A 14338-nucleotide genomic window follows, 5' to 3' on the forward strand; every position below is an offset into this window, starting at 1 on the left:
GACGGTACGCCTACCGCAGCCCCAACTGCGCCAGTGCGGCGTGGGCCTGGGCGAGCTGGGTCGTGGCGCTCAGCATCGCCAGGTCGGCGCCGGGAACGTACGGTTCCTCGGAATGATCGTCCTCGTTGATGTTGGTCTCGTAGTCGACCAGGCAGATCTGGTAGAGCCGTTCGGCTTCGGCGACGAGTTCGGCGGCGCGGGCGGCGTGTTCCTCAGGTGTCACGCCGGCCATGATTCCAGGTCGGCCCGGCCTGGCTGATGATCACCCGCAGGGGTAGCCGAGCGGTGATCCGGCCGATCGGCGAACCGCGGCCGTTTAGCTTCACCTCAGACGACGCAGTCAGAGGATCGTGAGGAAGCAGATGAGCCGGACAGGAATGTGGCGGTCGACGGTGGTCGCGGCGGTGACCGCGGGGTGTCTCGCCTTCGGTGGTTCGGCGGTGTCGGCCGCCCAGCAGGGCGAGGTCGAGTATCGCTGCTACGGATGCACGGTCCGGGCTGCCGGGCCGGCCGCCGACGCGGGCAAGTTCCTCGTCCTGCTGAACCAGCCGAACGGGCGGCTCCAGAACACCTGGTTCGAGGCCCGGGAGGCCCCGGAACAGGTCATGGCCACCGCTTTGGCCGCCTTGACCGCGAACAAGACGGTCACCGCCTTCGTGTCGTCGCTGGACTCCGGCAGCGCCATCAACCGCATCTATCTGGAGAGCGAGCCCGGCGCCGCGGGGAGCTAAATGGACCTCACGTATTGACATATGGCGATCTCTAGGTTGCGTTGGATCACGACATCCTTCACAGCCGCAGGAGGTTCCATGTCGTCCGGACATCGCTGGTCGGCCACCGCCGCCACCGTCCTGACCGCCGCACTGCTCATCACCGGACCGGCCGCCGCCGGTCCGGTCGCCGCCCCGGCCCAGGCGCCCGCGACTGCGCCGATCACGCTTGCCGCCGGTGAGCGGGCCCTGATCCGCTTCCAGTTGCCCGACGAGGCCGCCGTCGATCGCCTGCTCGCCCGGGGCGCCGACATCGCCGCGCGGCCACGGGTCGTGCCCGAGGCGATCCTGCTCGACGTGGTCATCGACGACCGTGAGCTCAGCGCCCTGACCGGTGAGGGCGCCACCGCCGTACAGCTGATCCAGCGGGAGTCCGACGCCGCCCGCCGGCTCGCCGAGAGCCGGACCGTCGCACCGGCCGCCGCCGACACCCTGAAGTTCCTCCAGGCCTACTGGTGGAGCAGCAACGGTCGCACCTTCCTGCAGACCCAGGTCGCCACCACCGCCACCGACGATCCGGACGCCGAGATCACCGTCACCTGGCGTACCGCGGACGGCGTCACCGGCTCCTACCCGCTGATCAGGTTCGAGGACGCCGGCGAATACCAGTACCACTACGCGCTGCCCCAGCCGCTGCCCGCGCAGCCGGTGTCAGTCACCGCGGCCTCCAGCCTCGGCGGCCAGACCCGCGCGGTCACCCCGCAGGCCTGGCCGGGCGCCACCCCGCCGGCGCTGCCCAGCGGATACCAGAAGGACTTCATCACCGCCTACATGACGCCGACCGACATCAACGCCCGGATCCGGCGGCTCCACCGGCAGTATCCGGCCCTGGTCGACGTCATCAAACTGCCCAACAAGACCCAGGGCTATCGGCGTACGGCCAGCGCGTACCTCGGTGACCCGGCGGTAGCGGCGGTCGTCGTCGAGTCGGTCAAGTTCGGTGACCAGGGGCTGAACGGCGTCCAGGTGCGCACGGTCGACCCGGGCCGGCCGAATCGGGTGCTGTCCGCCGCGTACCGTGACCGGGTCTTGACCGTGACTCTCGCCACCGATGCCGGAGGCAAGGTGATCAGCACGACCGACGAGGTCGCCGCGTTCATCACCGCCCGCTTCCCGCAGCGTTTCCGGGCCGTCGTCGAGGACGGCTCGGCCGGACTGCCGATGCCCGTGGTCGCCCCGGTGCGGCTCGACGACGGCCTGGAGGGCACCGAGGTGCCGCGCGGCCCGCAGACGGTGCAGGCGCTGCGGATCGGCAAGTACCGGGACGGGTCGAGGCCCGGCGTGCTGGCCTACTCCCAGGAGCACGCCCGGGAGTGGGCGACGCCGCTGGTCACGCTGGAGTTCGCGGAACGGCTGCTGGCCAACTACGCGACCGACCCGGCCACCCGGGCACTGGTCGACTCGACGGACGTGTTCATCATCCCGACGGTGAACCCGGACGGGGCGAACTACTCGTTCAACGACTTCAACTTCCAGCGCAAGAACCTGGTCAACCACTGTGCCGGCGCGACCCGGGATCCGCGCTACCGCGACTCGTGGGGCGTCGACGTGAACCGCAACTACGGGGTCGGCTCCTACTTCGACGGCTATGTCGGCGGCAGTGCGAACTGCCTGTCCGGCACCTACGCCGGCACCGCGGAACTGTCCGAGGCGGAGAGCCGCAACGTGGTCGCGCTGGCCTCGCAGCACAGCAACATCAGGTTCTCGCTGAACGTGCACAGCTACGGCGGCTACTTCATGTGGTCGCCGGGCGCCTACAAGGTTCCGGGCCGGGTCACGCTGCCCCGGCCGTCGATCGACGAGTCCAAGTTCTTCCTGGACAGCGCCAGGCGGATCGTCGGCGCCATCTCCGCCGAGCGCGGCACGGTGACCTGGCCGGCCTACACCGGCCCGGTCGCTGACGTGCTCTACTCGGCGGCCGGCAACTCGGCCGACCACCTCTACTACGACCTCGGCATCACGGCGTGGAACTTCGAGGTCGGCAACGATCTCTGGAACGACGCGACCCAGGAATGGGAGGGGGTCGGCTTCCAGCCTCCGTTCGACGAGGCGCACGCCGAGTCCCAGGAGTATGCGGGCGGTCTGATCGAACTGGTCCGGATCGCGCGGGACCAGGCGACGACGCCCTGACCCCACTACCGGGCGGTGCCGGTTCCTGCTGGGGCCGGCGCCGCCCGGATGTGACGGACACCACGAAAATCGTCGATCCGGGGCGTTGCCCGGGAGGTGGTCCAGGTGCGCTGTGAGCGCATGATCACCTGCCGTTCTCGTTGCTGGTGAGAGCGTGCGCGAACCCCGTTGACGCAGCTGATTCACAGCCGAGACACAGACGAAGACCGATTTGACCGTGGGCGCGACAATCCCACCGATGAACACCGATAAGCCCACCCCGGCAACCCAGGACAGCATGCCCGCGGTCGATGAGACGGCCGAGCCCACGGCCGTGTTGAGTGAGCCCGGGGAGCCGACGGTCGCCCTGCCGGCCGCCGAGCCGACAGTCGATCTGCCGGCCGACACGGAGGCCGCGGACGAGACGGTGGAGCTGTCGGTGCCGGAGGAGGACGGCGAGGAGACCGTCGCGCTGTCGGCGCCGGAGGATGGCGGCGAGGAGACCGTTGCGCTGTCGGTGCCGGAGGACGGCGAGGAAACGGTCGCGCTGTCGGAGGATGGCGGCGAGGAGACGGTAGCGCTGTTGGACGATGGCGGTGAGGAGACGGTCGCTCTCTCGGCGGGGGAGCTGGCCGCCGCGTCCGAGGCTGCGGAGTCCGAGCCGACCGCGGTGATCTCCGCCCCGGCTGAACCGACGATCGCGCTGCCCAAGCCCCGGATCTCGCCGGAAGCGAAGGTGGCCCTGCCGCTCAAGCGCACACCCGACGCGGAACCGACGGTCGCCCTGTCGATCCCGCCGTCGCCCCGGCCCGCGCCGGAGCCGACGGTCGCTCTGCCGTCCGTGCCGGCCCAGCGGCCCGCGCCGACGGTCACCCCGCCGCCGTCGGAGCCGACGGTCGCGCTTCCGGTCGCGCCGGTGGCGCCTGTCGCCGTACCCCAGAGGTTTGGTCGTCGTCGCCTTTTGTGGGGTCTGTCGGCCGTCGCCGGGACCGCTCTGGCCGGTGGCACGATCGCGGCCCTCGCCGGACGTGGCGAGCCGGAGGCCGCCAAGGCCCCCAACCTGCAGGTCAGCGAGCCGCCGCCGGCTCAGCACCCGTCCCCGAGGCCCAGCTCGCCGCAGCCCACCACCCCGGTCGTGAAGGTTCCGGTTCATACCCTGGCGGACTTCCGCAAACTGGTCCCGGGCGACCCGTTCCCGGCCGATTCGATCGCGCTCACCATCGACGACGGCCCGCACCCGGTGTGGACCCCGCCCATTCTGCGGCTGCTGGAGAAGTACCACGTGCCGGCGCTGTTCTGCATGATCGGCAACCAGGTTCTCGGCCACGAGAACACCGCGAAGGACGTCGCCGCCGACGGCCACCAGATCGCCAACCACACCTGGAGCCACCCGATCGACCTGGCCCAGCTGCCGCCCCACAAGATGATCAAGGAGATCCACCGGGCCCAGGACAAGATCTACAGCACCACCGGGGCGACGCCGAGCCTGTTCCGCGCGCCCGGCGGCGCCTGGTCCGACGGGCTGGCCGGGGCGGTCTCCAAGAGCAACGTGATCGCAATGGACTGGACCAACGACCCGCGCGACTGGGCCCAGCCCGGCGTCGCCCACATCACCAACCGCATGCTGGCCGCCCGGCCCGGCCAGATCCTGCTCTGTCACGACGGCGGCGGCGACCGCTCCCAGACGCTGGCCTCGCTGAAGACGGTGATCCCGGCCCTGCAGGCCCAGGGCCTGAAGTTCGTCGCCCTGACCTGAGCTGACCTAGCTGTCAGCCGTCGCGCAGCGCCGCAGCGAGACGGGCCGCCGCCTCCGGTGGCGCCTGCGGCAGGAACAGCGACGGCTCCACGAGTTCCACCTCCAGCACGCAAGCCTTCCCGTCGTCGTCGCGAACGAGGTCGACGCGGGCGTACAGCGGGACGCCGAAACGCTCGGTGACCAGGTCGACGGCCCGCTGGGCGACGGCGATCTGCTCGGGTTCAGCCTGATAGGGCACGTTGGTCTCCTCGGCGAACAGGTCCTCGACCAGTCCGGCCCGGGGCAGCGCCACCCGTTTGCTCGCGGCGTGGCTGTACCGGCCGGCGAGGAACACCAGCGGCCATTCGCCGTCCTCGGCGACCGACTTCAGCATCGGCTGGACCAGGACGCTCGCGCCGGCCTCGTGCAGCCGGCGTACATGCGCCAGCGCCACCGGCCGGTCGGCCGGGTCGTACCAGGCGGCGTCCCGGCTGCCGGCGCCGATCGCCGGCTTCACCACGAACCGGCCGGCCGGGAACACCGGCTCGTCACCGGGTTCGACGAAGGCCGTCGGGGTGATCGGCACGCCGGCCCGGTCGAGGTCGGCCAGATAGTGCTTGTCCAGGCTCCAGCGCACCATCGGGGCCGGATTGCGCAGGTCGGTGACCGCGGCGACCCGGTCCAGCCACTCCAGGAAACGGCCGAGCCGCTGCGGGTAGTCCCAGGCCGAACGCAACACTGCCCGGTCGTACGAGTCCCAGCGCACCGCCGGGTCGTCCCACACCACCACGTCGACGTCGACGCCGGCGTCCCGCAACGCCGGCAGGGCCAGCGCCTCGTCCTCGTCGCGTCCCAGCGCCTCGCGCGCCGACACCCACGCCAGCCGTACCATCAGCCACCTCTTCCGCCTCGATCAACAGGCAGCATGCCCGGTGGGCCGGCGGCCTGTCGCGTCGGCCCCACACTCCGGCGGTCACGCGGTGGATCAGCGGGAACGTCGGCTCGATGCGTGGATGCGAACCAGCGTCATCGGCAATCCTGGTCACGGCAACGTCAAGTTTCGAAACTCATGGATGTCTTGCGGGTTCGGCCGGACACTCGCTGGGATCGCTCCCATCCGGTGCCGGTGAAGGGAAGAACCCATGCGAGGGCTGTGCAGAATCGTGGTCGCGGCGGTGGTGACGGCCGCCGCGGTGCTGGTCGCGGGGCCGGCGCGGGCCGCCGTCGAGACGTGTGAGCAGTACGGGACGGTGACCGTCGAAGGTGGGCGCTACATCGTGCAGAACAACCGCTGGGGTGCGAGCACCGCTCAGTGCATCAGCGTCGACGGGGCGGGCTTCCGGATCACCCGGGCCGACCACAACAACGCCACCAACGGGCCGCCCGCCTCGTACCCGTCGATCTACGCCGGCTGCCACTACGGCAACTGCACCACCGGCAGCGGCCTGCCGGTGCGGGTCCGGGACTTCGGCAACCCGCGTGCCACGTTCAACATCTCCACGCCGAACTCCGGTGAATGGGATGCCGCGTTCGACCTGTGGTTCGACGCCTCGGCCAACCCGCCCGGCCAGAACTACGGCGCCGAGCTGATGATCTGGACCAACCACCGCGGCCGGCCGCAGCCGATCGGCTCCCGGGTCGCCTCGGTGAACCTCGAAGGCGGCACCTGGGACGTCTGGATCGGCAACATCGGCTGGAACGTCGTCTCCTACGTGCGCACCACCCCGGCCAACACGATGAACGACTTCAGCGTCAAGGCGTTCACCGACGACGCGGTGGCCCGCCGGCAGATCGATCCGGCCTGGTTCCTCACCAGCGTCCAAGCCGGATTCGAACCCTGGACCGGCGGCACCGGCCTGGCCGTCGACCGGTTCTCCTTCAACCTCAACGGTGGTACGGCTACGAGCACCGTGATCCGCGGTGTGGGCAGCAACCGCTGCCTGGACCTGGCCGGCTGGGGTACCGGCGACGGCACCTCCGTGATCCTGTGGGACTGCCACGGCGGCTGGAACCAGCAGTGGCGCCGATCCGGCAACGCGTGGGTCAACCCGCAGTCCGGTAAGTGCCTCGACGTGCGGGGTGCGGGCACCGCCAACGGCTCCGAGGTGTGGCTGTGGACGTGCATTCCGAACGGCATCGCCCAGCAGTGGATCGCCCGTGGCGACGGGACGATGCTCAACCCGTACTCCGGAAAATGCCTTGATGCCGTTGAACGTGGCACCGCGAACGGCACCCGGTTGCAGATCTGGGACTGCACCACCACCGGCCAGAACAACCAGCTCTGGCGCCTCGGCTGATCCGGCTACCGGCCGCCGCGGTCCGATGTGCGGTAGGTGCCGGGTGGCTCGCCGACCTCGCGGCGGAAGGCCGTGCTGAACGTGAACTCGTCGGCGTAGCCCACCCGGGCCGCGATGGTGGCGAGCGTGCTCGCCGGCTCCTCGCGGAGCAGGTCCTTGGCGAGCGCCATCCGCCAGCGGGTCAGGTGCGCGAACGGTGTCTCGCCGACCAGCGCGCGGAACCGGGTGGCGAACGTCGTCCGGCTCAGGCCCGCGGCGCGGGCCAGGGTCACCAGGGTCCACGGGCGTTCCGGGGCGGTGTACATGGCGTCGAGCGCGCGGGCGATGTGGTCGTCGGTGAGGGCGGCGCGCCAGGTGCCCGGTTCGGTGTGGCGGTCCAGTTCGGCGCGGATGCCCTGCACGAGCAGCAGTTCGGTGAGCCGGGCCGCGACGAGTTCGGCGCCGGGCCGGGCGGTGCGTACCTCGTCGCGCAGCAGGTCGAGGATCGCGTCCAGGCCGGGGACCGCTCCGGCGGGCAGGTGGGCGACCGGTGGCAGCGCTCGGACCAGGGTGGTCCGGGCCGCGCCGGCGACGTGCAGTTCGGCGCAGAGCAGGACGGTCCGGGCTCCCGGCCCGCCGTGCCGCCGGCGCACCGACAACGGCGAGGGCTGCGGCCAGGCGGGTTCGTCGGCGACCGGGGCGCCCGGCTGGTGACGCAGTTCGTACGCCGTCTCGTGCGTGAGGATCAGCAGGTCGCCGCTGCGGGCGGCGGTTTCCCGGCCGACGCCGGTGAGCCAGGCGTTGCCGCTGAGGACGTGATGCAGCGACACGGTGGCGCGTGGCGGCAGGCGTACGCCCCAGGGCGCGCCGAGCTCGACCCGGGCGAGGTGGCTCGTGCTGATCCGGACGTGTCGCAGGACGGCGGTGAGGACATCGGGGGCTGAACGATCGCGCATGGCATCCGCACTCTGTCACATTCCCGGACCGCGGCCTGGTGCCTAGCGTCGATCGCACACCCTTCGATGTCTTGTCAGGAGTTCGATGTGGACGTTTTCGTGACCGGGGCCAGCGGATACATCGGCTCGGCGGTGACCCGGGCACTTCTCGCGCGCGGGCATCGCGTGCGGGGGCTGGCCCGTAGTGACGTCGCCGAGAAGCTGGTCCGCGAGGCCGGAGCGGAACCGGTGCGGGGCAGTCTCACCGACGTCATGGTGCTGGCCGCGGCGGCCGCGGCCGGCGACGCGGTGGTGCACACCGCGGCGAGCGCGGGCGACGACCGGCCGGCCACCGACGCCGCCGCGGTGCGGGCGATGCTGGGCGCGATGGCGGGTGGTTCGTTCGTCACCACCACCGGAGCGCCGCGGGCGCGTTCGTCGCGGGAGCCGGTCGTCGAGGAGGACACCGCCGAGCCGGTGGGGCCGCTGGCCTGGCTGGCCGACGCGGAGCAGCGGGTCCTGACCGCGGCCCGGGTGCGCGGCGCGGTGGTCCGGCCGCCGATGGTGTACGGCCGTGGCGGCGGCCCGGTCGCCGGTCTGGTGGAGCGGGCCCGCGCCGACGGGATCGCCAGATATGCCGGCGACGGGCAGAACCGCTGGTCGACGGTTCACGTCGACGATCTCGCCGAGGCGTACGCGCTGATCGTGGAGACCGGGGCCACCGGGGTGTTCCACTGCGCCGAGATGGTCCCGGTGACGATGGCCGACCTGGTCACCGCGATCGGCGCGGCCGCGGGTGTGCCGGTGGCGTCCTGGACCCACGCCGAGGCGCTGGCTGCGCACGGCCCGCTCGCCGGTTTCCTGGCCATGGACGCCGCGCTCGACGCGGGCCGGCTCCGTGGGATGGGGTGGACGTCACGACAGCTTGTCCCGAACGAACGTTCGCTTTAAATTGGGGAGGTGTCCGAGGCGATGAATCATCAAGCCACGGCCGTGCGGACCGAAACAGAGAGCATGGCCGTGGCTCTCGAACGCCCCGACCCGGTGGCCAGACGCCGCCGGTGGCTGCGGGGCGCCCTAGTGGCGGCGCTGCTCGTGCTGTTCGCCGCCGAACTCGTGGTCGGCTGGCCGGCACTGTCGTCGGCCGTCGCGCAGTTGCAGGCCCCGCACGCCGGCTGGCTCGCCGCCGCAGTCTTCGCCGGGCTCGCGGCGATGGGCATGTACGCCCGCATGCAGCACACCCTGCTGCGCTCGGCCGGACTGCGGGTGCCGCTCTACCGCAACGTCGCCCTCGCCTACGCCGCGCACTCGCTCAACGAGACCCTGCCCGGCGGCCCGGCCTTCTCCACCAGCTTCAACTACCAGCAGCTCCGCCGTTTCGGGGCCACCCCGGCCATCGCCTCCTGGGCCATCGCGCTGTCCGGCATCCTGTCCACCACCGCCCTCGCCGTCGTCACCGCGGTCAGCGCGCTGGCCTCCGACGGCGAGGTGCACTGGTTCAGCCTGGCCGGTCTCGGCGCGGTCATCCTGCTCCTGGTCGCCGGCGTCCAGCGGGTCAGCAACGACCCGTCGATCGTGGACCCGGCCGCCGCCAGAGTCCTCGCGCTGGTCAACCGGTTCCGCCGCCGGCCCGCCGAGCACGGCATCGATCAGGTCCGCGCCTTCGTGGGCCAGCTCGGCGGGGCCCGGCTCACACCCGGCCGCGGCATCGCCGCCGCCGTCTTCGCAGTGCTCAACTGGGGGCTCGACGCCGTCTGCCTGTGGATGTGCGTGCGGGCGGTGAGCGGCGAGCCGATCAACCCGGCCCAGTTGCTGCTCGCGTTCTGCGCCGGGATGGCCGCCGGCACGGTCACCATCGTCCCGGGCGGGCTCGGCATCATCGACAGCGCCCTGATCCTGGGCCTGATGGCCGGCGGGGTCAGCGCGTCCACCGCGATCGCCGCGGTGGTCCTCTACCGGATCATCAGCTTCGGCTTCATCATCGGCGTCGGCTGGATCTCCTGGCTGATCCTGCGCCGCCGCCACCGTCTCCATGCGGCCGGAAACTGACCGCAATCCCCGCGATGCTGGACCTCCACCGAAACACACGGAGGTAGTCATGCGCATTCCCGGCGGCAAGTCCACGGTCACCCCGTACGTCGCGGCCAAGGGCGCCGAACGGTTCCTGCGGTTCGTCGAGACGGCCTTCGCCACCGAACCGGCCATGCGGGTACTCAACGAGGACGGCACGATCGGCCACGCCGAGATCCGGATCGGCGAGTCGGTCATCATGGCGTTCGACGCCCGGCCGGAGTGGCCGGACACCCCGAGCCTGCTCAGCGTCTACGTCGACGACGCCGACAAGGTCGTCGCCCGCGCGCTCGACGCCGGCGCCACCCTGGTCACCGAGCTGCGGACCTCCCGGATCATCGGCGACCGCGGCGCCCGGATCAAAGATCCGGCCGGCAACATCTGGTGGATCCAGACCCACCTCGAGGACGTCGACGCCGAAACCATGCGCGAGCGTTTCGGTGATCCAGGTGAGATCGAGATCATGCGGTACGCCCAGACGTCCTTCGACACCGAGATGCGCAGTCGCGCCTGACCATCACTGGGAACTCAGACGGGCGCTCGTGGCGACCGTCTCCTCCGCCTCGGCCCGGCGCCGCTGCTCGTAGGCGGCGAACGCGGCCGCCGGCCCGTCGTGCTCACGCAGCGCCGCGGCCAGCGCCACCGCGTCCTCGGCGGCCATCGACGCGCCCTGGGCGACCGCCGGGACCGCGGCGTGCACGGCGTCACCGGCCAGCACCATCCGCCCGGCGTGCCAGTGCGGTGTGGTCGGGATGTCGTAGGAGTCCGAGCCCAGCACGTCCTCGCCGGCGGCGATCACGTCGTAGGCCGGCGCCGGGCACGTCGCCAAGGCCAGTTCCCGCCACTGCGACGGGCTCAGCCCGGTGGCCGGTCCGGTGCCCGGCAGCCGGGCGAACCACCAGGTCCGGCCGTCGCCGCCGGGCACGGTCAGACCGGCGAACGCCTTGCTGCCACGGATCATCTGGTACTCGCCGACGTCGAGGCCGGCCGGGTTGCCGGGCGTGTAGCCGTACACGATGTGCTGCCCGGACCACCGCGGCTCGGGCGCGGCCGCATCGATGAGCCGCCGGGTCCGGGAATGAATGCCGTCCGCACCGACCAGGACGTCCCCGGTGACCCGGCTGCCGTCGGCGAACTCGGCCTCGACCCCGTCCGGCCCGCTCGTCGCCCCGATCATCCGCATGCCGTGCCGCACGCTGATCCCGCGGGCGACGGCGAGCTCCTGCAACGCCCGGTAGAGCGCGGCCCGGGTGAGCGTCCGGGCCGGCCCCTCGATCGGCCGCTGCCCGAGCCGGTTGCCCTGCTCGTCGGCCAGCGCCACCGTCCGCGCCGGGAACGACACCGCCTCGACCGCCTCGGCCGCGCCGATCTCCGCGAGCGCCAGCATCCCGTTACGCATCACGGTCAGGAACGCCCCGCCGTCGGCGGCCCCGGACGGATGCGCCTCATAAACCTCGGCGGTGATTCCGGCCTCCCGCAAGGCGAGAGCGGTCGCGGTCCCCGCGACACCACCACCGATGACGATCACATTGTGTACGGCCACACACCCCATCCTGCCGACAACGACTCAGAGTGTGTAGACCTGTCCGGTCTGTGCCCCCTCGACCGACCTGATGTACGCCTGCGCGACGTCGGCCAGGTCGACCGAGCCCATGCCGGGGAACAGGCTTCCGTACCCGGGCAGGCTCTCGGTGAAGACGTTGGGGCTGACCGCGTTGATCCGCTGCGGGGCGATCTCGATGGCGGCGGCCCGCACGAACGCCTCCACCGCCGCGTTGGCCATCGAGGCGGCGGTGCCGGTCGGGATCGGCTCCCGCGCCAGAATCCCGGTGATCAGCGTGAACGACCCGCGTTCGGCGACGTGGGCCAGACCCTGGCGGACCAGCTCGATCTGGCTGAGCACCTTGCCGTGGAACGCCGCCAGATAGTCCTCCGAGGCCATCTCGGTGACCGGCTTGAACGGCACGTGACCGGCGGCGCCGACCACGGCGTCCAGTCGGCCGGCCGCCCGGTACAGGGCGGTGACCTGGGCTGGATCGGTGATGTCGTACCGCAGGTCACCACCGTTTCGGGTGACGGCCAGCACGTCGTGGCCACGGGCCGACAGCGCCTTGTGCAGGAACGATCCGAGAGTGCCGGTCGCCCCGGCGAGCAGAATCCTCATGCCGACGACGCTAGGTCGGCTGCCGCCGGCCGGGAAATGCCGTTCACGCAGGCATCTATGCTCAACGGTTATGAATGTGGAAGTGCGGCACCTGCGTGCCCTGGCGGCCATCGGCGACGAAGGCACCATCAGCGCCGCCGCAGCCGTGCTCCGGATCAGCCAGCCCGCCCTCTCCCGCACCCTCGACCAGCTGGAACGACGGCTCGGCACGACCCTCGTGGAACGCACCACCCGGCGGCTGGCCCTCACCGACGCCGGCCGGCGACTGCACGAACGCGCCCACCTCATCCTCAACCAGCTCGACGACGCGCTCGCCGAAGCGACCGCCGGGCCACAACCGTTGCACGTCGGGTTCGCCTGGGCCGCCCTCGGCGACCACACGGTCGGCCTGCTGCGGACGTGGCGTGACCAGCATCCGGCGGCCCCGGTCCGGGTGCACCGCCGTGACGACCCGGAGACCGCGCTGCGCCGCGGGGAACTGAACGCGGCGATCGTACGCCTGATGCCGTCCCCGCCCGGCGATCTGCTGTCGGCGGAGCTCTACCGTGAGCCCCGCCTGGCCGCCGTCCCGGACGGCCATCGCCTCGCCGGCCGGTCGTCGGTGCGGCTGGCCGACCTCCGCGACGAGCGGGTCGTGCTCTGCTCGACCTCCGCCACCACCGGGCAGCTGTGGCCCCGCGACCAGCGCCCGCACACCTTCGACGTGGCCAACGTCGACGAGTGGCTCACCACGATCGCCACCGGCGAGGCCGTCGGCGTGACCGCGCAGGGCACCGAGCGCAGCCACCCGTATCCCGGCATCAGGTATCTGCCGATCACCGACGGCGGCACCGTGACGGTGTGGCTGCTCTGGCCCCGCGTCCCGACCCATCCCGCGACCGGCGCGTTCATCGACCACGCCCGCCGGGCGCTTAAGATGACCCCCCATGATTCGGTATCAGGATGACGTGGCCCAAGGCGACCTGGAGGGATTCATTCTGGTACGCCCGGACGGCTCCCTGACCGACGAGGTCGTCCACGTGCAATGGGAGGACAACCACCCGGCCGGCCCGGACACCCACGTCACGGTGTCGTTCGACGACGGTACGAACGTCGAGTTCCCCTTCGGCGTCCCGGTCGTGAAGTTCCGCCTCGCCGACCTGACCTCGGTGACCCCGGAGCAGCTGCTTCAGGTGGCCCCGGCCGGTTGGGGCACCGAAACCGGCCGCTGGGACGACGTCTGATCATCGCAGCGCCGATGGTCGATCATCCGATGTCGACTCCCCGGCGACGGTGACAGCGTGTGGAGAGATTGACGACTCCCGGCCGAAGGGCACGCTGCCATGGCGATCGAAGACGCGGTCAAGCTGATCAAGATCGCCTGCAAGGTCTGGAGCCTCGGCTACGACCAGTTCAACCGGCTCGACTTCCGCGACGGCGGTGAGACGGACTGCTCGGCCCTGGTCATCATCGTCTGCGAACGGTCCGGCCTGCTGAACGGCAACGACATCCGCCGGAGCAAGGGCGCCACCTACACCGGCAACATGCGCGCCCAGTTCAAGCGGCGCGGCTGGCGGGTGCTGCCCAACCTGGACCGCGACGACCTCCGGCCGGGTGACGTGCTGCTGGCCGACGGCCACCACACGGCCATGTTCGTCGGCGGCAACAAGCTCGCGCAGGCCTCGATCGACGAACGCGGCGAGATCACCGGCGGCGACCTGGGCAACCGCACCGGCCGCGAGACGGTCGTCCGCTCCTACTACGACCGGCCCTGGTCGTGTGTGCTGCGCTTCCGGGGCACAGCGGGCCCGGTGACGTCGGCGGCCCCGGTCGTCGTGAACCCCGGCGCGCTCGAACTGGACGGCGTGATCGGCGCGGAATCCGCGCGGAAGCTGCGGTTCGTTCTCGACCGCCCACGGTCCGGCGTGATCGACAGGCCCACGGTCGTGGCACTTCAGAGGCACATCGGCGCCCCCGACCACGACGGCGTCATCTCCAACCAGAATTCCGCGGCCGTCGCCGCACACTGGCCGGCCCTCCGATCCTTCACGGTGGGCCCAGGCGACTCGGACGCGGTGCGGGTCCTACAGGCCCGGCTCGGCGTGACCGTGGACGGCGAACTCGGCCCGAAGACCGCCCGAGCCCTCCAGAAGAAACTCAACACCGGCCACCTGTAGAGGACAGCCGGTGCTCGCGCCTGCCGGCCCGGTCAAGGCCCAGACCGCGAGCCGTCGCTGAGCACTGGAATGCGTGCGGTTTAGCCGTGCTCAGCGACGGCTGACGGCCTCAGCCGTCGCTGA

The 14338-nt window shown here is 71.3% G+C and carries 15 protein-coding genes; 10 read left to right on the forward strand and 5 right to left on the reverse strand.

The window, feature by feature from the left end; all coding sequences use genetic code 11:
* Nucleotides 1-10: 10 nt before the first annotated feature.
* Nucleotides 11-232: a hypothetical protein gene (locus AB0E94_RS30210; RefSeq protein WP_360332920.1), complete on the reverse strand. Its 222-nt coding sequence runs from the start codon at nt 230-232 to the stop codon at nt 11-13.
* A gap of 130 nt (nt 233-362) precedes the next feature.
* Here AB0E94_RS30210 and AB0E94_RS30215 point away from each other — a divergent pair, with 130 nt between their 5' ends.
* From AB0E94_RS30215 to AB0E94_RS30225, 3 genes are all read left to right on the forward strand, one after another.
* Nucleotides 363-731, forward strand: coding sequence for a hypothetical protein (locus AB0E94_RS30215; protein ID WP_360332923.1), 369 nt, complete (start codon nt 363-365; stop codon nt 729-731).
* 78 nt (nt 732-809) lie between these two features.
* A complete protein-coding gene (locus AB0E94_RS30220) occupies nt 810-2900 on the forward strand; it encodes a M14 family zinc carboxypeptidase (protein ID WP_360332926.1) in 2091 nt (696 codons plus the stop codon).
* A 238-nt stretch (nt 2901-3138) separates the two neighbouring features.
* Nucleotides 3139-4635, forward strand: a complete 1497-nt coding sequence (locus AB0E94_RS30225; RefSeq protein WP_360332929.1) for a polysaccharide deacetylase family protein — start codon at nt 3139-3141, stop codon at nt 4633-4635.
* A gap of 13 nt (nt 4636-4648) precedes the next feature.
* Here the strand turns inward: AB0E94_RS30225 and AB0E94_RS30230 are convergent, their stop codons facing one another.
* Nucleotides 4649-5506: a hypothetical protein gene (locus AB0E94_RS30230; RefSeq protein ID WP_360332932.1), complete on the reverse strand. Its 858-nt coding sequence runs from the start codon at nt 5504-5506 to the stop codon at nt 4649-4651.
* A gap of 250 nt (nt 5507-5756) precedes the next feature.
* Between AB0E94_RS30230 and AB0E94_RS30235 the strand changes: the two genes are divergently transcribed.
* Entirely contained in the window at nt 5757-6911 is a 1155-nt protein-coding gene (locus AB0E94_RS30235; protein WP_360332935.1) for an RICIN domain-containing protein, read from the forward strand.
* A 5-nt stretch (nt 6912-6916) separates the two neighbouring features.
* Here the strand turns inward: AB0E94_RS30235 and AB0E94_RS30240 are convergent, their stop codons facing one another.
* A complete protein-coding gene (locus tag AB0E94_RS30240) occupies nt 6917-7846 on the reverse strand; it encodes an AraC family transcriptional regulator (RefSeq protein WP_360332938.1) in 930 nt (309 codons plus the stop codon).
* 87 nt (nt 7847-7933) lie between these two features.
* On the opposite strand from AB0E94_RS30240, the gene AB0E94_RS30245 reads away from it, so the two are divergent.
* From AB0E94_RS30245 to AB0E94_RS30255, 3 genes are all read left to right on the forward strand, one after another.
* Nucleotides 7934-8776, forward strand: a complete 843-nt coding sequence (locus AB0E94_RS30245; protein WP_360332941.1) for an NAD-dependent epimerase/dehydratase family protein — start codon at nt 7934-7936, stop codon at nt 8774-8776.
* A gap of 63 nt (nt 8777-8839) precedes the next feature.
* Nucleotides 8840-9874, forward strand: a complete 1035-nt coding sequence (locus tag AB0E94_RS30250; RefSeq protein WP_360332944.1) for a YbhN family protein — start codon at nt 8840-8842, stop codon at nt 9872-9874.
* A 49-nt stretch (nt 9875-9923) separates the two neighbouring features.
* The gene (locus tag AB0E94_RS30255) at nt 9924-10409 is read left to right on the forward strand and encodes a VOC family protein (protein ID WP_360332947.1); all 486 of its coding nucleotides are present in this window, start codon (nt 9924-9926) and stop codon (nt 10407-10409) included.
* A gap of 3 nt (nt 10410-10412) precedes the next feature.
* Here AB0E94_RS30255 and AB0E94_RS30260 read toward each other — a convergent pair whose 3' ends face one another.
* Together AB0E94_RS30260 and AB0E94_RS30265 are read right to left on the reverse strand one after the other, a co-directional pair.
* Complete coding sequence (locus AB0E94_RS30260) at nt 10413-11438, reverse strand: FAD-dependent monooxygenase (protein ID WP_360332950.1); 1026 nt, start codon at nt 11436-11438, stop codon at nt 10413-10415.
* Between the two features lie 24 nt (nt 11439-11462).
* A complete protein-coding gene (locus tag AB0E94_RS30265; RefSeq protein WP_360332953.1) occupies nt 11463-12059 on the reverse strand; it encodes a short chain dehydrogenase in 597 nt (198 codons plus the stop codon).
* A gap of 70 nt (nt 12060-12129) precedes the next feature.
* On the opposite strand from AB0E94_RS30265, the gene AB0E94_RS30270 reads away from it, so the two are divergent.
* From AB0E94_RS30270 to AB0E94_RS30280, 3 genes are all read left to right on the forward strand, one after another.
* Nucleotides 12130-13005, forward strand: coding sequence for a LysR family transcriptional regulator (locus AB0E94_RS30270; RefSeq protein ID WP_360332956.1), 876 nt, complete (start codon nt 12130-12132; stop codon nt 13003-13005).
* Nucleotides 12986-13282 (forward strand): hypothetical protein, encoded by a 297-nt coding sequence (locus tag AB0E94_RS30275; RefSeq protein ID WP_360332959.1) that lies wholly within the window; start codon nt 12986-12988, stop codon nt 13280-13282. Before AB0E94_RS30270 ends, AB0E94_RS30275 begins: the two co-directional genes overlap by 20 nt.
* A gap of 99 nt (nt 13283-13381) precedes the next feature.
* A complete protein-coding gene (locus AB0E94_RS30280) occupies nt 13382-14215 on the forward strand; it encodes a hypothetical protein (RefSeq protein WP_360332962.1) in 834 nt (277 codons plus the stop codon).
* The last annotated feature ends 123 nt before the right edge of the window (nt 14216-14338 follow it).

Source organism: Actinoplanes sp. NPDC026670 (genome assembly GCF_040638175.1).
Taxonomy (GTDB): domain Bacteria; phylum Actinomycetota; class Actinomycetes; order Mycobacteriales; family Micromonosporaceae; genus Actinoplanes.